20 protein-coding genes are annotated in these 24,890 nt (G+C 32.6%); 8 read left to right on the plus strand and 12 right to left on the minus strand.

Annotated elements, in window-relative coordinates:
• The first annotated feature begins 42 nt into the window (after positions 1 to 42).
• The 3 genes from BK821_RS03120 (at position 43) to BK821_RS03130 (ending at position 6,973) form a co-directional block, all read left to right on the plus strand.
• Positions 43 to 1,086, plus strand: coding sequence for a galactitol-1-phosphate 5-dehydrogenase (locus BK821_RS03120; RefSeq protein ID WP_071331161.1), 1,044 nt, complete (start codon positions 43 to 45; stop codon positions 1,084 to 1,086).
• Between the two features lie 522 nt (positions 1,087 to 1,608).
• A complete protein-coding gene (locus BK821_RS03125; RefSeq protein WP_071331162.1) occupies positions 1,609 to 5,994 on the plus strand; it encodes a non-ribosomal peptide synthetase in 4,386 nt (1,461 codons plus the stop codon).
• 244 nt (positions 5,995 to 6,238) lie between these two features.
• On the plus strand, positions 6,239 to 6,973 hold the full coding sequence (locus BK821_RS03130) for an NAD-dependent protein deacylase (RefSeq protein WP_046837620.1): 735 nt from the start codon (positions 6,239 to 6,241) through the stop codon (positions 6,971 to 6,973).
• A 102-nt stretch (positions 6,974 to 7,075) separates the two neighbouring features.
• Here the strand turns inward: BK821_RS03130 and ascB are convergent, their stop codons facing one another.
• The 3 genes from ascB to licT form a co-directional block, all read right to left on the minus strand.
• On the minus strand, positions 7,076 to 8,500 hold the full coding sequence (gene ascB / locus BK821_RS03135; RefSeq protein WP_071331163.1) for a 6-phospho-beta-glucosidase: 1,425 nt from the start codon (positions 8,498 to 8,500) through the stop codon (positions 7,076 to 7,078).
• On the minus strand, positions 8,497 to 10,371 hold the full coding sequence (gene ascF, locus BK821_RS03140) for a PTS cellobiose/arbutin/salicin transporter subunit IIBC (RefSeq protein WP_046837622.1): 1,875 nt from the start codon (positions 10,369 to 10,371) through the stop codon (positions 8,497 to 8,499). Before ascF ends, ascB begins: the two co-directional genes overlap by 4 nt.
• 173 nt (positions 10,372 to 10,544) lie before the next feature.
• On the minus strand, positions 10,545 to 11,390 hold the full coding sequence (gene licT, locus BK821_RS03145; RefSeq protein ID WP_071331164.1) for a BglG family transcription antiterminator LicT: 846 nt from the start codon (positions 11,388 to 11,390) through the stop codon (positions 10,545 to 10,547).
• A gap of 248 nt (positions 11,391 to 11,638) precedes the next feature.
• Between licT and BK821_RS03150 the strand changes: the two genes are divergently transcribed.
• Entirely contained in the window at positions 11,639 to 12,679 is a 1,041-nt protein-coding gene (locus BK821_RS03150; RefSeq protein ID WP_046837624.1) for an NAD(P)-dependent alcohol dehydrogenase, read from the plus strand.
• Between the two features lie 212 nt (positions 12,680 to 12,891).
• On the opposite strand, the gene aldA is transcribed toward BK821_RS03150, so the two are convergent.
• Positions 12,892 to 14,319, minus strand: coding sequence for an aldehyde dehydrogenase (gene aldA, locus BK821_RS03155; protein WP_046837625.1), 1,428 nt, complete (start codon positions 14,317 to 14,319; stop codon positions 12,892 to 12,894).
• A gap of 112 nt (positions 14,320 to 14,431) precedes the next feature.
• Here aldA and BK821_RS03160 point away from each other — a divergent pair, with 112 nt between their 5' ends.
• The 3 genes from BK821_RS03160 (at position 14,432) to BK821_RS03170 (ending at position 15,769) form a co-directional block, all read left to right on the plus strand.
• Positions 14,432 to 14,773 (plus strand): winged helix-turn-helix transcriptional regulator, encoded by a 342-nt coding sequence (locus BK821_RS03160; RefSeq protein WP_107600799.1) that lies wholly within the window; start codon positions 14,432 to 14,434, stop codon positions 14,771 to 14,773.
• A 1-nt stretch (position 14,774) separates the two neighbouring features.
• Positions 14,775 to 15,170 carry a winged helix-turn-helix transcriptional regulator gene (locus BK821_RS03165; protein ID WP_046837627.1) on the plus strand — a complete coding sequence of 132 codons (396 nt, stop codon included), beginning with the start codon at positions 14,775 to 14,777 and terminating at the stop codon, positions 15,168 to 15,170.
• A gap of 83 nt (positions 15,171 to 15,253) precedes the next feature.
• Positions 15,254 to 15,769 carry a type 1 glutamine amidotransferase domain-containing protein gene (locus tag BK821_RS03170; protein WP_101117829.1) on the plus strand — a complete coding sequence of 172 codons (516 nt, stop codon included), beginning with the start codon at positions 15,254 to 15,256 and terminating at the stop codon, positions 15,767 to 15,769.
• Between the two features lie 207 nt (positions 15,770 to 15,976).
• Here the strand turns inward: BK821_RS03170 and BK821_RS13315 are convergent, their stop codons facing one another.
• From BK821_RS13315 to BK821_RS03205, 8 genes are all read right to left on the minus strand, one after another.
• Positions 15,977 to 16,153, minus strand: a complete 177-nt coding sequence (locus tag BK821_RS13315) for a VraH family peptide resistance protein (RefSeq protein ID WP_141768356.1) — start codon at positions 16,151 to 16,153, stop codon at positions 15,977 to 15,979.
• Positions 16,154 to 16,166: 13 nt separating this feature from the next.
• On the minus strand, positions 16,167 to 16,922 hold the full coding sequence (locus tag BK821_RS03175) for a hypothetical protein (RefSeq protein WP_071331165.1): 756 nt from the start codon (positions 16,920 to 16,922) through the stop codon (positions 16,167 to 16,169).
• Between the two features lies 1 nt (position 16,923).
• Positions 16,924 to 17,805 carry an ABC transporter ATP-binding protein gene (locus tag BK821_RS03180; protein ID WP_071331166.1) on the minus strand — a complete coding sequence of 294 codons (882 nt, stop codon included), beginning with the start codon at positions 17,803 to 17,805 and terminating at the stop codon, positions 16,924 to 16,926.
• Positions 17,780 to 18,166, minus strand: a complete 387-nt coding sequence (locus BK821_RS03185) for an Msa family membrane protein (protein WP_071331167.1) — start codon at positions 18,164 to 18,166, stop codon at positions 17,780 to 17,782. The genes BK821_RS03180 and BK821_RS03185 overlap by 26 nt, the downstream gene beginning before the upstream one ends.
• A 44-nt stretch (positions 18,167 to 18,210) precedes the next feature.
• The gene (locus tag BK821_RS03190; protein ID WP_071331168.1) at positions 18,211 to 18,810 is read right to left on the minus strand and encodes a type II CAAX endopeptidase family protein; all 600 of its coding nucleotides are present in this window, start codon (positions 18,808 to 18,810) and stop codon (positions 18,211 to 18,213) included.
• Between the two features lie 610 nt (positions 18,811 to 19,420).
• Positions 19,421 to 20,905 carry a flotillin family protein gene (locus BK821_RS03195; RefSeq protein WP_046837633.1) on the minus strand — a complete coding sequence of 495 codons (1,485 nt, stop codon included), beginning with the start codon at positions 20,903 to 20,905 and terminating at the stop codon, positions 19,421 to 19,423.
• A gap of 489 nt (positions 20,906 to 21,394) precedes the next feature.
• Positions 21,395 to 22,525 (minus strand): FAD-dependent oxidoreductase, encoded by a 1,131-nt coding sequence (locus BK821_RS03200; protein WP_071331169.1) that lies wholly within the window; start codon positions 22,523 to 22,525, stop codon positions 21,395 to 21,397.
• Positions 22,526 to 22,547: 22 nt separating this feature from the next.
• Positions 22,548 to 23,120 (minus strand): PadR family transcriptional regulator, encoded by a 573-nt coding sequence (locus BK821_RS03205; RefSeq protein ID WP_046837635.1) that lies wholly within the window; start codon positions 23,118 to 23,120, stop codon positions 22,548 to 22,550.
• 574 nt (positions 23,121 to 23,694) lie between these two features.
• On the opposite strand from BK821_RS03205, the gene BK821_RS03210 reads away from it, so the two are divergent.
• Positions 23,695 to 24,888 (plus strand): MFS transporter, encoded by a 1,194-nt coding sequence (locus BK821_RS03210; RefSeq protein WP_071331170.1) that lies wholly within the window; start codon positions 23,695 to 23,697, stop codon positions 24,886 to 24,888.
• Positions 24,889 to 24,890: the final 2 nt, after the last annotated feature.

Genomic DNA, 24,890 nt, shown 5'->3' on the forward strand with positions numbered 1-24,890 from the left:
AACTAGAACTTTAAATTATAGAAAATAAAGAGGTGAATCTCTTTGAAAGCTTTAAACCTTTATCATACTGAAGATTTGAGATATGAAGACACTTCCTCGCCCCAAATTATGGCAGCAGACGATGTGATTATCAAAGTCGTAGCCACAGGTATATGTGGGTCAGATATCTCTCGTTATAAAAAATTAGGCCCTTATCAAACAGGCATGACATTTGGACATGAATTTTCAGGTATTGTCGAAAGTATCGGGAGTCAAGTTACACATGTCCAAATTGGCGATGCAGTCACTGGATGTCCAGCTATTGTTTGTCATGCTTGTGAGCAATGCGAAAAAGGAAATTATTCAAGATGTGCACAGCTATTTGTCATAGGTTCCTATCAACCGGGCTGTTTTGCAGAATACGTTAAACTCTCTGCTTCTAACGTTTTAAAATTACCAGAAAATGTAGACTTTGATACAGCTGCTATGGTGGAACCTTCTGCAGTTGTCGCACATGGTTTCTATAGAACAAGTATGAAACCGGGTGCGACAGTAGCTATCATGGGTTGTGGTAGTATTGGATTGTTAGCCATCCAGTGGTCTAAAATATTTGGTGCTGCGAATATCATTGCTATTGATATTGACTCCCATAAATTAGAGATTGCCCAAACCTTTGGCGCTGATTATGTCATCAACTCTAAAAATGAAAATTTAGATGCAGCTATAGCTCGCATCCCTTTTAATATAGATGTGGCGGTGGAGTCTGCAGGTTCACCATTTACGATTGGCCAAGTCCTAACACTGCCAACCAAAGGTGGAGAAGTATTACTACTCGGTATTCCCTACTCCGATATCGAAATGGAACGCATACACTTCGAAAAAATATTACGAAACGAGCTTAATGTGATTGGATCTTGGAATGGTCTGTCTGCGCCTTTCCCTGGAGAAGAATGGTCTGCAACACTCCATTACATGTCTACAGGTGACATCAAAGTCGCCCCTATGATTTCAGACCGATTAGAATTAAAAAAAGGGCCTGAAACTTTTGATGCAATTGTTCATAAAAAGAAACACTTCGATAAAGTGATGTTCTACCCGGAACTATAACACCCTGACTCTAGCGTTATAAAAAGCCTATTACCAAATTACGGTATTTGACTTTTAATATTAAATTGATGTCCCAATCGTTTATATGTTAATTAACATTGATACCTATGGTCAAAAAGCATATCTATTTTATTTTGAGTATTGCCTTTAGACAAGTAGTGTTTTAACGAAGCTAAGCAAGTATTTGCTTAGCTTCTTCTTAATTTATTTGCTTCACAGACATCTAATCATTTTTACCACTAATAAAATGCACCTAATACTATCCATGTATTTTACGAGATTTTAATTGTAATACTTACTTTGTTAACTCACAATTATAGTCACTTCCAAAGGTGTCATTTTATTTTTATAGTAACTTAAGTAAATAAAAAAACAGACAAATAGGTGCCTATCTCTGCTAATTATGTTATAACATCATAGTGTAGTGACATGTAACCACAAGTCACTATTCAAAACACTTCGAACATATATAATTTATATAATTAAATATTATATAAATTGAAAACATGGAGGATAAATTCAATGAAAGACTATATATTATCTGAAGCACAACGTGAAATTATTCAGTTAGAGGAATATTATGAAAATACAAGTATTAATAATATTGCAGCGCTTGTGACTATCAAAGATAAAGTTAAAACATCAGATATTGAGAAATCTCTAAATCATTTAATACAAATACATGATAGTTATAGAATTAAAATCAAAAAAGTGAACACCGAGTATAAGCAATATATTGATGCATTTCAAAGTAAAACGTTTGATTATATCGATTTTAATGCCAATCAAAAAGGCTTTGATCAATGGATTCATACACAGGTAAAATCAAATATATTCAATTTGAATAGTGACTTATTTAAATTTGTGATTTTAACACTTCCCCAAGGAGATACCGGTATATTATTACTGCAGCATCATATTATTTCAGATGGATGGAGTATGACCATAGCTGGAAACACCTTATGTGAATCTTTAATTTACGGGAACAAAAATGAGAATTTTGAGTATACGTATTTAAATTGTATTGAAGATGAAATAAATTATAAAAATTCTGGAAGGTTCGTAAAAGATAAACAATTTTGGCTCAAAAAAACAGAAAATTTAGAAGATAATGAGTTATTCGAGAATAACTGGATGCATAGCGCTCAAGAAGATAGACTAAATTATCAATTATCAGACGACTTCACACAAAAAATTATAAATTTTTGTGAAAGAAACACATTAAGTATTAGTAATTTATTTTCTGCAGTTATGCAGATTTTAAAACATAAAAAAACTTCATCAAACAAAAACTCGATTGGATTAGTATTACACAATAGGAATACGCAATTTGAAAAGAAAGTAACGGGCGTTTATTCAAGAGTGTTACCTATCATCGTTGAAATTGATAAACACTCATCTATCGATACTTTTTTACGAACAATAAAAAAGGAAACTTTCAACGTATTAAAACACCGAAAGTATGCAAATAGTTATATATTAGAAGATAGTGGCAATGCTAAAGGCTTACTAGATTTCGTCCTTTCATTCCAAAATACACAACATAATGCTGACTTTATAAAAAGAGGATATTCAGAGGAGTGGTTAGACTCCGGAACTACTAATGTCCCATTAAATCTTAATATAAGTAATAGGCATGGCGAAGATAATTTAGATATAGATTATGATTACCAAATAGATATTGTTATTAAAAAAGAAGTTATGCGCTTACACACTAATATTATAGAAATTTTAAATGCAATATTAGAAAACCCAATGCAAAAAATCAGTGAAATTGAGATTATTGCAAAAGAAGAAAGGTCACTCGTTTTAAATGATTTTAACGATACACAACTATCACTTAATAATTCAGCGACATTTATAGAACGTTTTGAAAATCAAGTAGCTAAAACACCAGAGAAAACAGCAATCACATATGAAGGTGAAAGTCTAAGCTATCAAGCATTAAATGCTCGTGCGAATCAATTAGCGCATCAGTTACGTAATAATGGCGTTAAACCTAATCGTCTTGTAGGCATAATGACACACCGTCATTTAGAAATGGTTATTGGTATTTATGCCATTCTAAAAGCTGGCGCCGCATACGTTCCAATTGATCCAAATTATCCCAATGACCGTATCGACTATATCCTAGAAGATAGTCGAGCGACAGTATTACTAACCGATTGCGCTATAGACAATGCTATTGAATTTAATCAAACAATTATAGATTTGAAGGACCATGCTAACGCATCAACAGAACCTGTAGAAAACTTGCCGCATGTCACAGATGTAACTCATTTAATGTGTGTTATTTATACTTCTGGAACAACTGGAAAGCCTAAAGGTGTCATGATGTCTTACAGAAGCGTGATGAATAATCTTAATAGAAGAATTCATCGATTTAATATCAGTAGTGATGACAACATTCTGTTTAAAATGCCTTTTACCTTTGATCCGTCTATATGGGAATTATTTGGATGGGCAATGGTGGGTGCACAGGCAACAATATTACCTTCAGGTGAAGAAGGTAACCCAGAACGCATTACTTCATTAATTCAAAATTCTAAAGTAACACTAGCTGTCTTTGTGCCTTCTATGTTTAATCCGTTTATCACTTACATTAAGTCGACAAAACAAGCACACTTACTTTCTAGTTTAAACTATGTCTTAGTTGGCGGTGAGGCAGTGACAGCAGAATTAGTGAATGAATTTAACAAATGGATTGGCCAAACAAACAATACACAATTAATTAATGTGTATGGGCCCACTGAAACTACGATTGATGTTACCAATTTTGATTGTGAAAGCCATGTTACCTATGAGGCTATACCCATTGGTCAGCCTATTGCCAATACGCAAGCGTATATTATGAACGAAGACAATAATCTTATGGGCATTAATATGCCTGGAGAACTTTGTATTGGTGGTGTAGGCGTAACTGATGGTTACTTAAATCGTCCAGAATTAACTCAAGAAAAATTCATCGACAATCCATTCGGTGAAGGTAAATTATATCGTACGGGTGATTTAGCAAAGTGGCAAGATGATGGAAATATTGCATATTTAGGACGTATCGACGATCAAGTAAAAATACGTGGCTATCGCATTGAACTTGGTGAAATTGAAAGTATCTTGCGTCAAATTGAAGATATTATAGATGTTGCAGTCATTGCCAAAGCAATGGCAGATGAAGAATTAGCAATATGCGCTTACTTAGTATCAGATAAAGTAATTGCGTTTGATGCTATTAAAACAGAATTAAGCAAACAATTACCAAATTATATGGTTCCAACATATATAGAACAAATTGAACAAATACCAGTCACAGCTAACGGTAAGTTAGATAAACAACAATTACCTGATATTAAAATTGAAAGTAAAAGTTATGTCGCGCCCACAAATAATACAGAAATCATGCTGACTCAAGTATTTGAAAACATCTTGAATATTGAACGTGTAGGTATAGAGGATAATTTCTTTGATATTGGGGGCCATTCGCTTAAAGCATTAGGTATCATAAACGAAATCGAAAATGAGACCGGTATACGTATACCGGTAAAAATTATTTTTGAAAGACCAACGATTGAACAATTGGCTAAATTTATAAAAAATAGCAGCGACATGAAACATATTCAAGATATTCCAAAAGCTACAGATAAGCCATATTATACTATTTCTCCAATACAACAGCATATTTATATATTGAACGAAATAGCAGGTAAACAAACGACAGCCTATAATATGCCGGGCATATTTAATATTACAGGTAACGTAGATATTGAACGCGTACAATACGCTTTTCAATCTTTAATTCATCGACATGAAGCATTAAGAACACGCTTTGAAACAATTGATGGATCTCTTGTACAAGTCATCGAACCACATACACAGATTAAGATAGACTATGAAGAAGAACCAAACGCTGATATTGACGAACTTTTAGAAGATTTTGTAAAACCATTTAACTTACAAATAGCGCCTTTATTCAAAGTTAAGATAGTGAAACGTGATGATCAACGTTATATTTTACTATTTGATATCCATCACATTATTTCAGATGGTGCATCCATCTACAATGTCATTAGAGAATTTTCACAATTGTATCAAGGGCACAAGTTAGGAGAAGTCAAATTACAGTATAAAGATTACAGTGAATGGATTAATAATACTGATTTTAGTAAACAACGCACATTCTGGTTATCACAATTTGAAGATACATTACCTATTTTAGACTTACCTTTAGACCGTCCGAGACCTAAGCAACAGACTTTTGAAGGTAAAACCGTTACTGTAAATATGCCGAGTGCACTGAAAGATGCAATGCAAAGTTTAGCGCAAACAACTGGTAGCACCGACTACACGATTTTATTAACTTCATTATTTATTTTATTACGTAAATATACACATCAAGAAGATATTGTCATTGGTAGTCCTGTTTCCGGACGTACCCACAAAAACACTGAAAAAGTCATAGGCGCCTTTTTTAACAGGATTGCTATGCGTGGATACCCAGAAAGTCATAAATCATTCAATCAATTACTATCAGAAATTACAGACTTATCATTAAAAGCTTTAGACAATCAAGATTATCCTATTGAAAAATTGAAAGATGAAGTAACCGAAAAACATGGTTTAAAACGCTCTACATTGCATGATGTAACATTCGCATTTCAAAATATCAATAATACAATATTGGAAATAGACGATTGGGAAATTGAAGAAAAAGAAGTTTCCGGCACCAATGTTAAATTTGATTTACACATGATGATCGAAGGTCATGAGGATTATCAATTATCATTAAAATATGCCAGTGAATTGTTTGATGCAACAACAATCGAACAAATGCTAAATACATTTATTGATATACTGGATAGCGTTACAAAAGATCCCGAACTAAAAATAAAAGAAATTGAAGAACAAACATAAATATAAGAAGTTTAAGGGAGCATTTTAAATAAAATGCTCCCTTTTTTTTAATTTATAATAATATACCCTACTTGTTAGCTGTATGACTAAATACGTATCTAGCATCTTATTACTTTGTTCATCGCATTTCTTTATTTTTCTATATTTGCTAAAATAAGTTTTGAAATTGAAAATTATTTTAATTGTATGAGATATATTGAGATAATTTCATATGAATTTTAATCTTTAAGTGGAGTTGTTTGCTATGAATCGTAATATTGAACTGTTCAAAGACATTATTGATACTTCCGATAAAATTACATTTTTTACAGGTGCAGGGATTTCTGTGGCAAGTGGCATTCCTGATTTTCGTTCTATAGGTGGTTTATATGACAAAGTTTCGAAAGATGGCTACTTACCGGAATACTTATTAAGTGCAGATTATTTACAAAGTGACCCAACAGGATTTATTAATTTTTGTCATAAATACTTACTTTTTGCTAATAAACAGCCTAATATTGTTCATCAATGGATAGCACAACTTGAAAAAAACCATCAATCCTTAGGTGTGATTACCCAAAATATTGACGGTCTACATACAGATGCAGGCAGTGTGAACGTAGACGAATTACATGGTACCTTAAATCACTTTTATTGTGTGCAGTGCCATAATCATTATTCGAAATGTGATGTCATTGACAATGATTTACGTACTTGTGAGTCATGTGGCAACGCGATCAGACCCGACATTGTGCTGTATGGAGAAATATTAAATCAAAGCACTATATTTAATGCCTTACATAAAATTAAAGAAGCAGATACATTAGTCGTCCTAGGGTCATCGCTCGTAGTTCAACCAGCAGCAGGGCTTATTTCAAATTTCAAAGGTCAAAATCTTATTATTATCAATAGAGATGCTACACCTTATGACAGTCGTGCCAGCTTAGTGCTTCATGAAGATATGGTATCAGTAATTAATGAACTCAATCCTCTAAAGTGATGTCTCTAGTGAAGTTACAGAATTACTAGGCAAAAGTTCAAACCCAATAAGGCTTCATAAATAGAGAGAGCATCAAGTGTAAACACTTGATGCTCTCTCTATTTATATTTCTACTCCATTTTGTTGTATGACTTGTTTATACCAATCAAAGGATTTTTTCTTTTTACGCGCTAAAGTTCCGTCACCAGCATCGTCTTTATCTACAAAAATCATTCCGTAGCGTTTACTCATTTCTCCTGTTGATGCGGATACTAAATCAATAACGCCCCAACTAATATAGCCTAATAGTGGCACGCCATCTTGGATGCCATCATACATTGCTTGAAAATGTTGGTTCATGTAATCAATACGATAATCATCTTGAATGGTTCCATCTGCTTCTATGATATCTTTTGCACCTAAACCATTTTCTACGACAAAAAGTGGTTTCTCAAATCTTTCATATATTTGGTTCATCGTAATTCTTAAACCAAGTGGATCAATGACCCATCCCCAGTCACTCATTTTCAAGTAAGGGTTCTTGGCAGATACAATAATATTTCCTTCATTCTTTTCCACTCTTGAAATATCAGCAATGGAAGTTCTAGATGCATAATAACTGAAGGCTACAAAGTCTACAGTTTGTTTCAATATGTCTTTATCATTTTCACTGATATCAACATGAATACCTTTAGATTTAAAGAATGCATCCATATAATAAGGGTATTTCCCTTTCGCTTGGACATCTACAAAGAATGTATTTGTTCTCTCATCGTTCATAGACTGCCAAACATCTTCCGGATTACAGCTATAAGGATAGAAACTGCCACCAGCGATCATACACCCAATTTTAGCTTTTGGTGTAATACGATGACAACTTTCAACAGCGCTTGCACTTGCGACTAACATATAATGCGCTGCTTGATATAACATCTCTTCTCTATTCTCAGTATCATCAAAGTATAATCCACCGCCTGAAAATGGACTATGTAACACTACGTTAATTTCATTAAATGGAATCCAGTAATTAACATAATCCCCAAAACATTCAAAACACGTTTCTGCAAACTTAACATATAAATCGATGGTTGCTCGGTGCTTCCAACCATTATATTGCTCTACAATACCCATTGGAATATCAAAGTGCGCAAGTGTCACGAGTAACTCCATATTATGGGCTTTACATGTTTTAAATAAATCAGTGTAATAATCGATACCTGCTTGGTTTGGTGTAGCTTCATCGCCATTTGGATAAATTCTACTCCAAGAAATAGAGGTTCTAAACACTTTCAATCCCATTTCAGCAAGTAAAGCAATATCTTCTTTATAACGATGATAAAAATCTATTCCTGTGTGACTCGGATAATATTCGTTATCACTCATCTTAGCTTTTTTATATCCTAATTTAATGGATTGACGGTCAGGGCCATGAGGGATTAAGTCTATATTACTTAATCCTCTACCATCTATGTCCCACGCACCTTCAGTCTGATTTGCTGCAATAGCGCCACCCCAAAGAAAATTTTCTGGGAAATAATTTATAGTCATTTTTTAACCACTCCTAATATTGATGTATGCGCCTCAACATCAGTGCTGTCGAATGCTGTAATAGCGTCATAATCATCTGTATTTGTAATTACTACGATTGTTGTAGGGTCATAACCCGCTTCAATAATTTGGGATAAATCAAAAGTACCAATGACGTCACCACTTTTTACGTGATCACCTTGTGCAATTGCAGAAGTGAATGGCGCTCCACCTAACTTCACTGTATCGATACCTACGTGAATTAACACTTCAACACCATCGTCACTTGTAATACCAACTGCATGTTTTGTTGGGAAGACGGAAGTCACTGTACCTGTGACAGGCGCATAAATGTTATGACCGATGGGTTCAATCGCAACACTCTTTCCAATCACCTCTCTACTGAATACATCATCTTCAACACTTTCAATTGGTTTCACTTTACCTTTAACTGGAGATTCAACAATCATATTTCCTCTCGTCCCTATATCTAATGCATCATCTTCTGATTCAGGAATATCTTCAAAGCCAAGCACTAACGTTAAAATAAACGACAGCACAATGGATAAGACCATAACGACTATAATCCATATGATACTCATGGGATTATCTTGATCTATAAATTGCACACTCGTAAACAATCCAGGGGCTGCCATAGATCGACTTGCAAGCCCTGCAAGCCCCGCAACCGCTCCCGCAACAAATCCCGTAATCATTGCTGCAATCATTGGACGCTTTAATCGGATTGCTACGCCATATAGTGCGGGTTCAGTAATACCGGCAATAATGGCTGATGATGCTGCTGCCAATGCGGTTTGACGTAATTCTCTATTTTTAGTTTTCAATGCTACTGCCAGCGAAACACCGCCAAGAGATAAATTTGCACCAATCTCTGATGGCATCACCATGCCTTCTTTTCCTGTTTCTGCAATAGTTTGCACAATCGTTGGTGTAAACACACGGTGCATGCCTGTCATAACTAATAATGGCCATAACGCACCAACAATTGCTACTGCTAGAAATCCTAATTGACCATGTACAAAAAATACAATTTGAGATAATCCTGTACCAATTAAAATACCAGTCGGTCCTACAATAACAATCGCAATGGGCGCTGCGATTAATAAGATTAACATCGGTTTCAAAAAGTTTTTCATAACAATTGGCGTAATATAATCTACTAAATCTTCAATGTATTTTAGTAACCAAGTCATGACAATTGCAGGTATAATTGTATACGTGTACTTCACAGACATAACTGGAATATATGCAAATGTTGCTGCTTGACCTTCAGATGCCTTTTCCATAATTTCCATAAATACTGGATGAACCATGACTCCTGCGACTGCTAGAGCTAGGAACACATTGCTGTTAAATTTCTTAGCTGCCGATACTGCGACAAGCATCGGTAAGAAGAAGAACGGCGCATCTCCTATGGTATTTAATATATTATATGTGGAACTTTCTTCCGATAATACCCCCGTCATATTCAAAATCATTACCAATAATTTAATCATTGATCCACCGATAATGGCTGGAATTAACGGTGACATCGTACCAATGATGGCATCCAAAATGTTAATACCAATTTGTTTGAGTGTTAATTTTTTCTTTTTAACTGGTTCATTACTTTTAGCACCACCGCTCACACCTAATTTCATTAATTCAGCATACGTCTTCGAAACGTTATTACCGACAATAACTTGGTATTGTCCCCCTTGTTTACGTAAACCCATTACTCCATCTATATCTTTTATGTTCTCATCATTTGCTTTACTGTCATCTTTTAATACAAATCTTAAACGTGTCATACAATGTGTTAAATTTTTTACATTATCAATACCCCCGATATTTTTTAAAATTTCATCAGCCATTCTTTGATCATTTCCCATTTTTCTCACTCCCATGTGATTTAGAACAATAAAAAGAGACCTAAACCATAAATAGACACACTTATCCTAAGATAAAATCATCTATTAATGGTCTAGGTCTCGCCTGCCGAACAGTTACAATCCTAAACGATTAATTGTTTATTTTGTTTTCTTAACATAAATCTACCACATAATCACAAATTGTCAACGCTTTCATTTCTAGAAATTAATCTTTGCACATGAATAGTTAAATATAACGCTTCGTCATGTGTCATTTCATAATGATATTTTTTCTGTAAAAAAGTTTCAATCTTCTTCACACACTTAAATGCACCTTGATACTTCTCTTTCACAATATCATAAAGTTCCATTTCACTTGTATTGAGTGGCTGCTTAGCATAAATACGTTGCGCAAGAAACTTTAAGTGTGTCACAAACCTGAAATAAGTTAGGCTTTCTTCATCAAACTCTAACCTAAAATGATATTTTACTAAACTTAAAATATTCTGTACCATTTCAGTCACCTGATTGTAATCTGCTAAGTTATTATGCTCTGCATTTAACAAATGAATCGCGATAAATGCCGCTTCATCAACAGGTAATTTAATCCCAACACTTTCTTCAATCCATCCTAAAGCACGTATCCCAATCTCATACTCAGTCGGATAGAATTTTTTAATTTCCCATAACAAGCCATTTTTTATTGCCATACCTGTTTGTTGACGCTCAATTGCAAAGTTAATATGATCCGTAAGTGCAACATAAATCGTATCACTTAACTCTTTATGATATTCCTTCTTGGTAACCTCAATAATTTTCTCAACTGCTTGAACTACCTCAATAGGAACTTCAATTAATAACGTTTTGAAGCGTTCTGATATTTCTTGGTTACTTAAATCAAAAATCTTATCAATCTTTGATTCTTCTACTATGTCACCTTCTTGCTTTTGAAACCCAATCCCTTTACCCATCACGACACGTTCTTGGTCATTTTGATTGACACTAATCACGTTGTTATTTATGATTTTATTTATTTTCATATAACACCCCTTATGGTAATACATACATTTTGCCATATCGATAGAATGAATATCAATATAATCATCGTCTAAATAAACAGTATTGTTTTATAATGCTCGCACTTTTAATTATTTGTTATCTAAGTGCATACATTAAATTAATACGAAAAGTCATTTCTATTGACCTAGAGTCCACTCCAGGGTCTATGATAAGCAATGAAGAATATTAATGAAAATATTCTATTGTAAAATAATGGAGGAATTAATTTATGATAAATGCCAAAGCTAGAGCTGTAAATAGTCCAGATTCTGATTTTTACGCTACAGAAATTAAAAGACGTGACCTTGATACACACGATATTTTGATAGAAATTAAATACGCAGGAATCTGCCATTCTGATATTCACACTGCACATGGAGAATGGGGACCTGTTCATTATCCATTAGTCCCAGGTCATGAAATCGCTGGTATTGTTAAAGAAGTCGGTTCTGAAGTAAGTAAATATCAAATAGATGACCGTGTCGGTGTTGGTTGCATGGTAGATTCTTGTGGAGAATGTGAACATTGCCAAAACGGTGAAGAACAATACTGTTTAAAAGGAAATGTCGGTACATATGCAGGTACAGATAGATATGGTGAACCAACGCAAGGTGGATACTCAACTCATATCGTCGTACATGAAGACTTTGTACTACGTATTCCTGACAATATTGGTTTAGATGCTGCTGCACCTTTACTCTGTGCTGGTATTACGACTTATTCGCCTTTAAATCATTGGAAAGCATATGAAGGTAAAAAGGTAGCGGTAATAGGTATGGGTGGACTTGGACACATGGCTGTTCAAATTGCACATGCTATGGGTGCTGATGTAACGGTATTATCAAGAACATTAAATAAAAAAGAAGACGGTTTGAAATTAGGCGCATCACATTATTATGCAACAAGTGATGAAGCAACGTTCGAACAACTTGCAAGCTCATTTGACTTAATTATTAATACAGTAAGTGCTAACCTAAAATTAGATGATTATCTTAAATTATTAGCGTTAGATGGCACAATTGTTAATGTTGGAGCGCCAGCAGAACCTATATCATTACGTGTTGCCAATTTAATTGGTCATCGTAGATCATTTGCTGGTTCAGCTATTGGTGGTATTAGAGAGACTCAGGAAATGCTAGACTTTTGTTCAAAACACAATATTGAACCTCAAATTGAAGTCATTTCAGCTGATCAAATTGATGAAGCATATGAGAGAGTCTTATCTTCAGATGTTAAATATCGTTTTGTAATTGATATAAGTACAATGTAATATTATAGAAAATGATGCCCATATCATATGGGCATCATTTTTTATTTATCTTTAACTACATTGTCAAACTGTGTTTTTGCTAGTCTGCATACTTTTTATAGTTCTATATACTTATGCTTTATACTTAACACCAACGAGATCAGCTAATCAATTTAACAAACGTCTTGTATATTTTATTTTAGATAAGGTATGTGCATAACTTTAATATTGATTTACTCATATCGAATATAAGTTACAGTTGTATTTAAATATTCGTCAAAACCATTTACACCATCTGCACCACCAAGACCTGATTGACGCCATCCCGCATGATAGCCAACAATAGCTTCTTCAGCTTCACAGTTAACATAAACTTCACCGAATTTTAGTCTTTCACTAGCTACCATAGCTTCTTTTAGGTTTTCTGTAAAAACATAAGAAGAAAGGCCATAATCAGAATTATTTGCTTCATCTAATACTTCTTCAAAGTTTTCAAAACTTACAATCGGAAGTACAGGTCCAAAAATTTCTTCTTTCATAACTATAGAATCTTTGGAAAGGTTGGTTAAAATTGTTGGTGCGTAGAAGAAACCTTTCCTATCTATGATATGACCGCCTAATTCTATCGTGGCACCTTCAGCTACTGCAGTTTGTACTTTTTCGTTTATAGCGTCTAATTGTTTGTGATTAATAATAGGACCCATTGTCGTATCCTTATCATAGGGATCTCCAGGACGAACTTTATTCATTTTGTCTTTAACGAGTGTTATAAATTCAGCAAATATATCTTTGGCTACATAGATACGTTCAGGACATGTACATACCTGACCGCTGTTATTAATTCTTGCCTGTACAATATAACTAGCTGCTTTTTCAATATCGGCATTCTTCGTAACAATTGCAGGGGCTTTACCGCCTAGTTCCAAGTTCACGCCTTTCACATTATTTGCTGCGCTTGCCATAACTGATTTACCGGCACCAGTACTACCTGTAATTGAAATCAAGTCAATGTCTTCGCTTTGTGATAATAAGTTACCAACTTCTGAACCTGTCCCTGTTATAATTTGGACTAAGCCATTTGGAATGTCAGTCTTTTGAATATATTCAGCAATTTTAAACGCGCCAAAGGGTGTCTCTTCGCTTGGTTTTATAACAATAGAACAACCAGTAACTAAAGCAGGAATAAGTTTCCGTATTAAAACAAAGATAGGCGCATTCCAAGGAATGATACCAGCAGTATTACCTACAGGCTTTTTAGTTAATATAATTGTCTCGTTTTCAACTTCACTTTGTAAAACTTCACCATTATTTTTTCTAGCTAAACTACACATGTAATTAATATACTCAATAGATTTCTCTATTTCACCTATTGCTGCATATAGTGGTTTACCTTGTTCTTCAACATAAATTTCAGCCAATTCATGTTTATATTTTTCCAATTCCTCAGCTAAATCTTGAACAATTTTAGCTCTTTTAACAATATTAACTTTTTCCCATTTCAATTGTGCCTCTTTGGCGCCATTGATTGCTTTTTTCGTATCTTTTTCATTAGCTAAAGTGACTGTATCAATAATTTCTTCTGTAACAGGATTAATAACTGATAATTGATTCGTAGAATCACTTTCTACAAATTGCCCGTTAATAAATAATTTATTCATAATAACGACCTCCTTTTTGTTATAATATAATGCCTATGTACTATATAGTAAATACAGTGTAAAAATAGATATACTGATTATTTTAACAGTATAGATTATGAAAGGATTGAACAAATTGATAGAGTTTAAAAATCAAAGCTTTAATTGCGAAAAAGAGCTTGCACTAAGTATCATTGGCGGAAAATGGAAACTTATGATTGTATGGGAGTTATTACGTGGCGCACCATTACGTTTAAATCAAATTGAAAAAGCTATTCCTAACGCACATCAACGTGTATTAATTAATCAATTAAAAGAATTAGAAAAAGATGCGCTTGTCACACGTACGATTTATCCGGTCATGCCTCCTAAAGTTGAATATACATTAACCGAACTAGGAGAATCTTTAAAACCTTTAGCTGAAGAGTTATATAAATGGGGCATTCATGTATATAATTATAAAAAAATAGGAGATTAAAATGGAAAAACTAAATATTAGAGAAGATGTTAAAAAAAGATTACTAAATGGAGATTATAGTTGTTCTAAAGAGTATACACTTTCAATTATTAGTGGAAAATGGAAGATTGTTATTTTATACCATTTAGGCCATGAAGGTGCTTATCACTTTAATGAGTTAATGCGTTTATTGCCTAAGATTACACATCGTATCTTAACTAAACAGTTAAGAGAATTAGAAGAAGATGGAGTGATTTATAGATATAATGAAACAATCAATCATCGTAAATATACATTTTATGTTTTGACATCAATTGGAGAGAGTTTAATACCTATTATTGATGCCATGTATGACTGGGGAGAGCAAAGAATTGACGCGTTAAAGTTAACTCCTAAATATAATATTTCTGATGATTGAAGATAACGCACAAAATTGTGCGTTATTTTTTTTATGTCTTATTTCTTGTAGAGTAATATATATAAGCAAAATAAAGGAGAGATATTATGGCAAATATAGCTGTATTAGTTACCGATCAATTCGAGGATATTGAATTAACTAGTCCTGAAGAATCTTTAAAAAATGAAGGACATACTTTAACAATTATTAGTGAAGACAATAAGCAAGTTGTAATAGGCAAGCATGGTACAGAATACAAAGTTGATCAAGGTATTGAGGATGCAATTCCATCAAACTTTGATGGCTTACTTTTACCTGGTGGATTTTCTCCAGATTTGCTACGTGGTGATGAAAAAGGAAGATTTGGTTTATTTACTAAACACTTTTTAGAAGAAGATAAACCTTCTTTTGCTATCTGTCACGGACCTCAGTTATTAATAGATACGGACCTTATTCAAGGCAAACAACTTACAAGTTTCATTTCTGTTAGAAAAGATTTGAAAAATGCTGGTGCACAAATATTAGAACAACCTGTTGTTATTGATGGCAACATAATAACTAGTAGAACACCAGATGACCTTAATGCGTTTAACGAAGCAATTATAAATTCACTTAAATAATAATTTAATAACGCTTTTAAGTAGTACGCTAAAAATGTCATTTTAGCGTACTACTTTTATATAAAACAAAATATTTTAATCTTATTTAATTATATTAGCTACGCTTCTTTTATTGTTGTCTATATTCAACATAAAAAACTGATTGATGCATTTATTTCACAATATCAATCAGTTTTTTATTATAGAAGTATTGTTATAAATAAGTTATCAATGTTTTGAGTATGAATATGAGCCAATAATGAATCCTGCTGGCACACCGATAAACGGTGTGAAAACAATACTTAAAATAATTATAGAAACTATCATTATAACAAAGCTCTTAGACTTAACTTCCATGTTCAGTACATTTTCTTTTACTTGTGAAATATAATCTCTAATTTTCATAAGTAACCTCTCCTTAAAATTCAAGTTTTTTATATTTGTATACACTAATCGCATAAAATATTAAAGTGTATGCCAAAAATATACCTATAATTAAAATAAATACACTGCCAAAATTAGAGTTTGTATACTGTTCTTGATACCCATTTGGAAATATGAATTTTAATGATTTTAAAAATGGAGCAATAGAACTTATGATAAAGAAAGCTAAGACCCCTAATATCGTGTAACCATTAGGTAAATTAATAGAAAGTAAGACTGCTAACATAATACATAATATTTGTATACAAAACGTACCTAAAAACTCTATGATAACGTACTGTAAATCACTCATATTAGATGGAAAGACTCTATGTGCAGATAATTCCATGTTATTGATGTGGAAATAGTATAGTATTAAAGAACTAATCAAAAGTATTAATATAAAAATTAAGTATAAATATATTAGAGAAAGTAATTTACTATTAAATAATTTTGCTCTATGAAGATCTTTGTAGAAATACAGTTGTCCTTTAATCTTTTCAGAGTAAAAATTAAGTCCAATAATATAAGTTAATATAACTAAAGGAATAACAGCATTGTTTTGTATCACAAATACAGATGAAAAGAACTCTAAGAAACTTAAAGAATGCTTCTCTCCACTTAACTGCATAAAATTAGTATTAAAGAAAGCTACGATAAAAAGTATTAATGGAAACATACCGAACGCTAGATAAAGCCATGAAGCCTTCATTTTAAGTAAATTTAAAAAAATAGGTTTAAATTTTACCATACTATCTATTTTCTCCTTTGAATTTTTGATGTATGTAGTCTTTTTTATCTTTTATGCTTAATATTTTATATTCTTGTATTAAATCTGAAAGTAACTCATTTAAAATATCTCTTTTAGTCGTTACTTCAATAACATTATTTGTAGAAGTTATCGCGATGTAATCTTTATATTTCTCTTTAAAAACAGAAGTTAGAACAAAATCTTTGTTCAATTCTATTATGGTTCCGTCATTTTTTTCGGAATTAAAATCTTCTTTTAGCTCTCCGTTATCTATAAATAAATAACGATTGCAAATTGCTTCTAATTCACTTAGTTGATGACTAGAAATAATTATAGCTGTATCTTGCTTTTGCACCCATTGTTGTAATGTAGAAATTAATTTTTCTACACCATTAGGGTCTAAACCTACAAATGGTTCATCTAATATGAGTATCTTGGGTTCTGTTACTAAACAAACTGCTAATGAAAGCCTTTGTTTCATACCAAATGAAAAATTGTTAGGATTTACTTTTCGTTTCTCCCACAAATCAACAAGTTTTAATACTTCTTCAATGTTTTGATAATGTGTTTCTTTTCCATTTAAACTAATGAAATATTTTAAATGATCTAGCGCATTCAGATGATTAAATAATGCACTCTCAATCATAAACCCAAAGTCCTTAAGTCCATTTGACGTAGTTAATATACTCTTTTCGTTAATTAGTACATCCCCGCTAGTTGGTTTGATTGCTTTAGCTATAAGTTTCATTAGTGTGGTTTTACCAGCACCATTTTTTCCTATTAATCCAACTATTTCTCCTTGTTCCACTTTGAAGCTTACATCTTTAAGTGAATACCTGTCGCTTTTTTTAAATTTTTTACTTAAATTTTTTATTTCTAACATTTAAATCCTTCTTTCTAATAAATAGGCTTATTAAAAATAAAGCTATAAAATTTAATAAAAATACAAAGATTAATTGTTCTATATTTGCCAAACCTGTATTAATCTCTATAGAAACATTTCCTGTGTCTATTTGATTTTCAGAAATAAAATAATCGAAACCAGGACGTGAAATGAAATAAATACTGAAAATAAAATAGCAAAATGTAGTGATTCCAGAAGTTATTACATAAATTTTTACATTACGTGTACTTTCTATAGAAAGATTAATAATATTATTGAGAATTATAGGCAATAAATATGCTATTAAAATAAATGCTAACAACGACATACGTGTATTCCATAATATTCCAATAGAAAATATTACTAAGTGCTATCAAAAAATATTTTAAGAACATGTTTTGCCTCCTAATATAATAATTTTGTTATGAACAAATTGTATAGCCAATGCGTTATGATAGCTTCTGGTAATCCAAATTTATCTCTTACTAAATATAGAATTATGCTTGAAGGAAACTTAGTTAGAAAATTACCTACGAAATTTCCATTCAAGTGTAGTAGTAAAGAAAAAATCAATGATCCAATAACTATAGATTTGAATTTAGTAAATTTATTTAACAACAAGCTAAACATTAGCCCTCTAAAAAGAAATTCTTCACAAGTAGCCACAATGAAAGGATGGATTATTTCTTCTATGTTTATAGAACACAATGATAATACTATGAAAATAATGATTGTATATATTAAAAATCTCTTTAAATTAAAAATATTTAAAATACTGTAATTAAAACCTATCAAAGATTTTAAAACTAATATTGGAATTAATATAAATCCCAATATCATACTTACACCCGCCCCAATGAGTTGAAGCTTATTACCATTAGCAATTGGAAGTAAAATCATAAACAAGCTTCCTACATTCAGAATAAATACCGCAAGTATTGTAAGTGCTAAACAAAGAAAAATACTTTCTATTTTAAAGTAAATATTCATCTTTAAAATATTCATGTATATGTGCTTCCTCACTTTATAAGAGTGAAGACTGACTCTTGGAGCCAGCCTTCACCTTATTACCAACGGTGCTTTTTGCCTTTGTATTTGTATTTCACAATACCTAAATTCACTTCATTAAGCCCGAATAATTTCAATATAAGGTCCATTATTTTCACCCCTCACATTATGTATTACACAACTTATTATATCACTCCGAAAATTAATTTCAACACAACCTTATATTTTAATTAAACAAAAATTAATTTATATATAACCTACAATTTGTATATGAATAAGGTAATATAAAGACAGTAATGTGTAGAGTATCTTCGACACTAAATCATGTTATTTTATCTGAATTAAGGAAATAATAAATGTTCCTCGTTGATTGGGATGTCTTCTAAGTTACATCATTGATGGATATTAGACACATAGACATATTAAAAGAGACGCCTTATTAATAAGGCGTCTCTTAATTATTTTAAACTCAAAATGTTCTACAATATCTTCTCTTTTAGTGTGAGCTACTATTTCATTTTCACTTTTCAACTATTGCTACCAATAACACATTTAATAGCTCATTATTTTACTTTTGAGATTACAATGTAATATTTATACGATTAAATTATTTCTCGTCTTCACTTATATCTTCATCATGAGGCGCATCATTTTCAATTGGAACTTCTACTTCCTCATCAGATGATGCATTTTGTTCAAAGGCATACGTTTTCTTTTGATTTGAGACGTTTTCAAGCATCTGAGTTAGATTAAAGCCCGTCATTTGGTTTAAACCTTCTTCAGCATTAGCCATTTGAGATATAATGCCATTTGATAAACTGTTTATACCTTCGCCATTCCCACCATCAAGAATACGGATATTCTCAACATTAGATAATGGTTCGGCAATTGCTTTAGCGAATTCAGGTAATGTTTTAATCATCAATTCAGCTAACATAACGTCTTTATTTTCAGCAAGCGCATTAGCTCTTTCTCTTAAGCCATCAGCTTTTGCCTTTTCTTGTTCTCTAATAACTTCAGCTTCAGCCTTACCTTCTTTGATACGTGCTTCATATGATGCTTCAGCTTGTTTAATCTTGATTGCTGCATCTGTTTCTGATTGTTGACGACGCACATCATCTTTTTGACGTTGGATACGTACATCATTCTCACGTTCCATCTGGATTAAATGCAACTCATTTTCTTTCTCAGTACGTTCAACATTCAATTGTTTTTCTTTAATTTCTAAAGCTCTAGACTCTTTCTCTAATTGACCAGAAGCTTCGGCCTGAGCTTGTGCTTTATTTGTTTCACTCAATATGGATTGTTCTTTTAGGTCTTTCTCTCTACGAGAATCGGCTACATTCATTTGACGAGAAATCTTTTCTTTCTCAGTTAATTCAGTGTTTTCTGCTACTTTCATTTCAGTTTCTCGTAAAGCATCACTTTCAGCAATATCAGCTTTTTTCTTAATTTTAGCAATCTCTGGCTTACCTAGATTTTCTAAATAGCCTTCGTTATCGCTAATGTCAGATAAACCTAATGAAGTGATGCTAAAGCCCATATTATTCAGTTGTTCTTGCGCAACCTCAGTTACTTTATTGTTAAATGCTTCTCTATCTGAGTTGATTTCCTCAACTGTCATCTTAGATAGAATAGCTCGTAAGTTTGTATTTAAGACTTGGGATATCTCATCTGATACTTCGTCTTTTGACTTACCTAAGAATTGTTCAGCATATTTAACGATACCTTGTAATTGATCCGCAACCTTAACCGTAGCGACTGCCTCAGCTTCAATGCCAACGCCAGCTTTCGTCCAAACCACAGGTGTTTTGATTTCTAATTGAAATGATTTTAATGAAACCCGTGTTGAAGATTGGAACATTTTCATTCTATAACCGCCGCCACGTACTACTCTCATATGACGACCTTCATCGTCTTGATAAACATTCGACTCAGTTTTTGGATCACCAATATTTGGGCCTGTAATAATTAAAGCTTCATTTGATGGAACCGTCTTAAATCTGGCTTTCATGTAAAGATACCAAACTATAGCGGCAAGTAGCAAAATCCCGACTATAGCAGCAATGCCAATTAATATTAATAAATTCATGTTACTAGTCTCCTAATCATATATGTCATTTAATAATTGTTCACTTTAATTATTTTATTATAAATGTAGTTTTAAGTATATAGGAGACGATATTTATTTTTAGGTAGTTTTCTATTTTTTAAAATTATCATTATTTTTAACTATTATTTTTAATTCTATAAATAGCTTTTCTTATGATTTTTACTTTTTAGCTATTTTACTATTTCATATCCTTTTCTAATTGTTCCACAATCTGCCAGTCACACTAAACGGTTTTGAGGATTTTTTACATTTAGTGAATAGGAGATACAACAATTCCATCTTTGCTGTATCTCCTACATTCGATAACCCCTGCACTTATCATCATTCGCGCTCACCTTTCTTGTTTTGAAATCATTACTAAAGTTTAAATAATTAGGTTTCACTTTAATAACAAAGCTTTTAGAAAGTATTACAACAAATAATATAACCACCCATAGATCATTCATATTTTTATTTTCTTAGTAGCACTTATTCCATACCCGTAAAGAATTCCGTCATGGTTTCTGCACCATTTTCTGAGAAGAATATTTCTAAATTATCTTGCGATTCTTTCGCGTGAACTTCTGTAATTTCAAACATTTGTTGCTCATAAGCTTTCAATATTTCAGACAGATTATCGTAAGTTTTGAATGACTCTGCTAAAAGGTATGCATCATATAAAGCCATATTTACTCCTTCACCTGCAAATGGACTCATAAGATGAGCAGCATCTCCAATAATTGTAATATTGGGTTGTGTTTTCCACGTTAATCCTATAGGGAGTTTGTAAATACGGCGAAACTTAATATCGTCATAGCTATATGCAATATATTTTTTTAGCTCTGTGCCCCACTCAGCAAACTCATTTAACAGCGTGGCTTTTAATTCGTCTAACGAAAGGTTGCGGTAATCATCAAGTCTTTCATAGCTCATTTTAGAGCTGATGTATGCCATAATACGTCCATCTCCATTACGTTGACCTAATATTGCTTGATCGCCACCTAGTCCCATGACTTTCCCATTTTTATTGAACTTCAGAAGATCTGGATGTTCATTTTCATTTGAATTCACCTCTATCATAGAAATGCCTGTATACTCGGGCTCAGCAGTTGTTAAATATGGACGGATTTTTGAAAATGCGCCATCTGCACCAACAACTAAATCTGTCATTACTGTGGCACCTGATTCAAATATGAGTTCAACTTGGCCATTCTTTTGTGGTATCATCTTTTCATATTGATAACCATATTTCATATGTTCTGGGTGAATTTGTTCAATAATAATATCACATAATTTTCCTCGATCGATTTCAGGTCTTTCACCCTCATCTTCTGCATCTTCATCGTATAATATTGTTCCATCTTTACGTACAATGCGCGTATCTTCCCCTTCATAGCGCGCGTATTTACGGAAATCATCATATATACCTGCTTCTTTCAATGGTAACTGGCCACTTTCCTCATGAATATCTAGGGAACCGCCTCGATCACTGTTCGTGGTTTTATATCCGCGTTCATAGATGGTAAAGGGTAACCCTTGGCGTTGTAAGAGTAAACCTAACATCAGTCCACCTGGCCCTCCGCCAATAATTGCTATATGTTTTAAATCTTGTTTTTTCATCATTAAACCTTCTTTTTCAAATTTATTTCTCTTTACGGAATTGTAATAGTTTGTCATTAGTTTCTTTAATAAGTTGCTGAAATGCTTCATATGTTTGCTCGTCTTGCATTGCGCTTTGACCCGCTAACATAAATGATTTGAACAATGCTTGTAATTTATCTCTTGATTCTTGCATTTTATCCATGTCCATATTTTCGAATTGTTCCATACGTTTTGTAAATGCGTCGTTACTACCATTTTCTTTTAAAAATTGTGATCCTTCTTTTGTCACTGTGTAGATTTTCTTTTTACCTTCTTTTGAAACTGAAACAAATCCACGATCTTCTAACATTTGTAGAATCGGATAAACACTACCTGGACTTGGTGAATAAAATCCTTTAAATCGTGCTTCTAGACCTTTAATGATTTGATAGCCATGTTGAGGCTCTTCTTCTAATAACTTTAATATACTAAATTGTAAATTCCCTTTTTTAAAGAAGCGGTCTCTTCCATTCATAGCAGAAAACATTCTTTCAAATCCATCAAAATCACGGCCACCACTACCTTCTTGCTGCATCATTGCAAACCTTTGATTGTGAAATAGTCTATTAAACATTATAATCACCTTTCCTTTTTCGATATATCGTTAATTTAAACGATATATCGAAATGAGTCAAGTTATTGATTGTTTTTTAACAAATTCTTTTATAAATCGTTAATAATCATTAAAAAATCACGCTACATCCATTTATGATGAAGCAAATAGCTAGATGCCATAACCTTTCATCATCATAAGTTATAGCAAAAGAGACGCCTTAATAATAAGGCGTCTCTTAGCTATTTTAAAATTAGCAATTTGGTTGTATCCTATTGTCTTTTCAATAGCTACAGCGTATGATGAAGCATGTTGCAAAAAAAGAAGGAGGTAAAAGCTATGGACGTTGTATATATTATGCCAATTCGATTAAAAAATTATTTAAGACATGAAAAGATACGTTGCCACGGGAGAAATCTATCTATTTTTAATCCATTTATATTCATTACAGCGACCAAATCTTTTATCTTAGCTCATACTCTAATAAATAAGTCATATCTTTATTAGCGTTCGTTCACAGATTAGATATATAGACAACTTGGTCTCCAAGTTGTCTATTTTTTTATGCATTCATAATTTAGAAAAGAGGAATTTCATGCAATCTCATAAACTTTGGACGAAGGACTTTATAGGAGCCTCGTTTATAAATTTTTTCCTAACTTTAGTCTTTTATTTACTGATAGTTACGATGGCTACTTATGCCATCGAACAATATCATGCTTCTATCAGTACATCTGGTCTAGTTAGTGGTTTGTTCGTTATCGGAGGCTTAACCGGTCGCTTAATCAGCGGTGCTTTAATTCATAAATTAGGGGCTAATCGTTTACTGATAATAACGATTAGCATATGTATTATCTTGATTGGACTTTACTTTATGGATTTCGGTATTGTTTTTTTAGTTTTGCTACGATTTTTACATGGGGTGCCTCATGGAATGGCATTAACTGCAATAAGTTCGATTGTTGCTCAAAATATTCCTGAATCCAGAAAATCTGAAGGCATCAATTATTATAGTATGAGTACTACTTTAGCCACTGCCTTTGGTCCATTCTTAGGGATTTTTATGACTCAACATACAACATTCTCTGTATTATTTCTAGTTTGCTTAATTTTAATGGGATTATCTTTAATGATTAGTTTTTCTGTTAAAGTCATTTCAGACAATCAATCCCAAGCTATTCATACCAAAGCGCTTAAGTTCAAGGATATTATCAAGAATTCTATAGAAATTAATACGATTCCTATTGGGATTATCATTCTATTATTAAGTTTTGCCTATTCTGGCGTGCTTACGTACCTTAATTTATATGCATCTCAAATCAATTTAATTCATATTGCTAGTTTCTTCTTCATCATGTATTCGATTATGGTATTTTTATCACGACCTTTAACCGGAAAACTAATGGATTATAGAGGACATAATATTGTTATGTATCCAGCTTTTATTTTTTACGCTTTAAGTATGTTTATGCTGAGTACGGTTAACTATGGCTTCGTACTATTGCTTATCGGTGGCATTATGGGGCTCGGATTTGGTAATTTACAATCTGCTACGCAAGTCATCGCAGTTAAATCTGCATCTAAATCACGTATCAGCGTAGCGACATCGACATACTTTATATGTTTCGATGCAGGTCTAGGGCTCTCCCCCTATTTATTAGGTTATATCACGCCAATCACCGGTTATGCTCATATGTTTGGACTAATGGCTATTATTATACTTTTAACTGGTATAGTATATTTTTTGATACATGGTCTAAAAGAAACAAAAGAAAAATTAGCAAAATGATC

The sequence above is a fragment of the Staphylococcus sp. LCT-H4 genome, assembly GCF_001866145.1.
GTDB lineage: Bacteria > Bacillota > Bacilli > Staphylococcales > Staphylococcaceae > Staphylococcus > Staphylococcus succinus.

Bases quoted from the DNA above. Each gene is read 5' to 3' on its own strand.
- BK821_RS03125 (WP_071331162.1), top strand. From the start codon at position 1,609: ATGAAAGACTATATATTATCTGAAGCACAACGTGAAATTATTCAGTTA.
- BK821_RS03190 (WP_071331168.1), bottom strand. From the start codon at position 18,810: ATGAATATTTTAAAGATGAATATTTACTTTAAAATAGAAAGTATTTTT.
- BK821_RS03195 (WP_046837633.1), bottom strand. From the start codon at position 20,905: ATGAATTTATTAATATTAATTGGCATTGCTGCTATAGTCGGGATTTTG.
- BK821_RS03200 (WP_071331169.1), bottom strand. From the start codon at position 22,525: ATGAAAAAACAAGATTTAAAACATATAGCAATTATTGGCGGAGGGCCA.
- ascB (WP_071331163.1), bottom strand. From the start codon at position 8,500: ATGACTATAAATTATTTCCCAGAAAATTTTCTTTGGGGTGGCGCTATT.
- BK821_RS03210 (WP_071331170.1), top strand. From the start codon at position 23,695: ATGCAATCTCATAAACTTTGGACGAAGGACTTTATAGGAGCCTCGTTT.
- BK821_RS03205 (WP_046837635.1), bottom strand. From the start codon at position 23,120: ATGTTTAATAGACTATTTCACAATCAAAGGTTTGCAATGATGCAGCAA.
- BK821_RS03150 (WP_046837624.1), top strand. From the start codon at position 11,639: ATGATAAATGCCAAAGCTAGAGCTGTAAATAGTCCAGATTCTGATTTT.
- BK821_RS03180 (WP_071331166.1), bottom strand. From the start codon at position 17,805: ATGTTAGAAATAAAAAATTTAAGTAAAAAATTTAAAAAAAGCGACAGG.
- BK821_RS13315 (WP_141768356.1), bottom strand. From the start codon at position 16,153: ATGAAAATTAGAGATTATATTTCACAAGTAAAAGAAAATGTACTGAAC.
- BK821_RS03165 (WP_046837627.1), top strand. From the start codon at position 14,775: ATGGAAAAACTAAATATTAGAGAAGATGTTAAAAAAAGATTACTAAAT.
- ascF (WP_046837622.1), bottom strand. From the start codon at position 10,371: ATGGGAAATGATCAAAGAATGGCTGATGAAATTTTAAAAAATATCGGG.
- licT (WP_071331164.1), bottom strand. From the start codon at position 11,390: ATGAAAATAAATAAAATCATAAATAACAACGTGATTAGTGTCAATCAA.
- BK821_RS03175 (WP_071331165.1), bottom strand. From the start codon at position 16,922: ATGGTAAAATTTAAACCTATTTTTTTAAATTTACTTAAAATGAAGGCT.
- BK821_RS03130 (WP_046837620.1), top strand. From the start codon at position 6,239: ATGAATCGTAATATTGAACTGTTCAAAGACATTATTGATACTTCCGAT.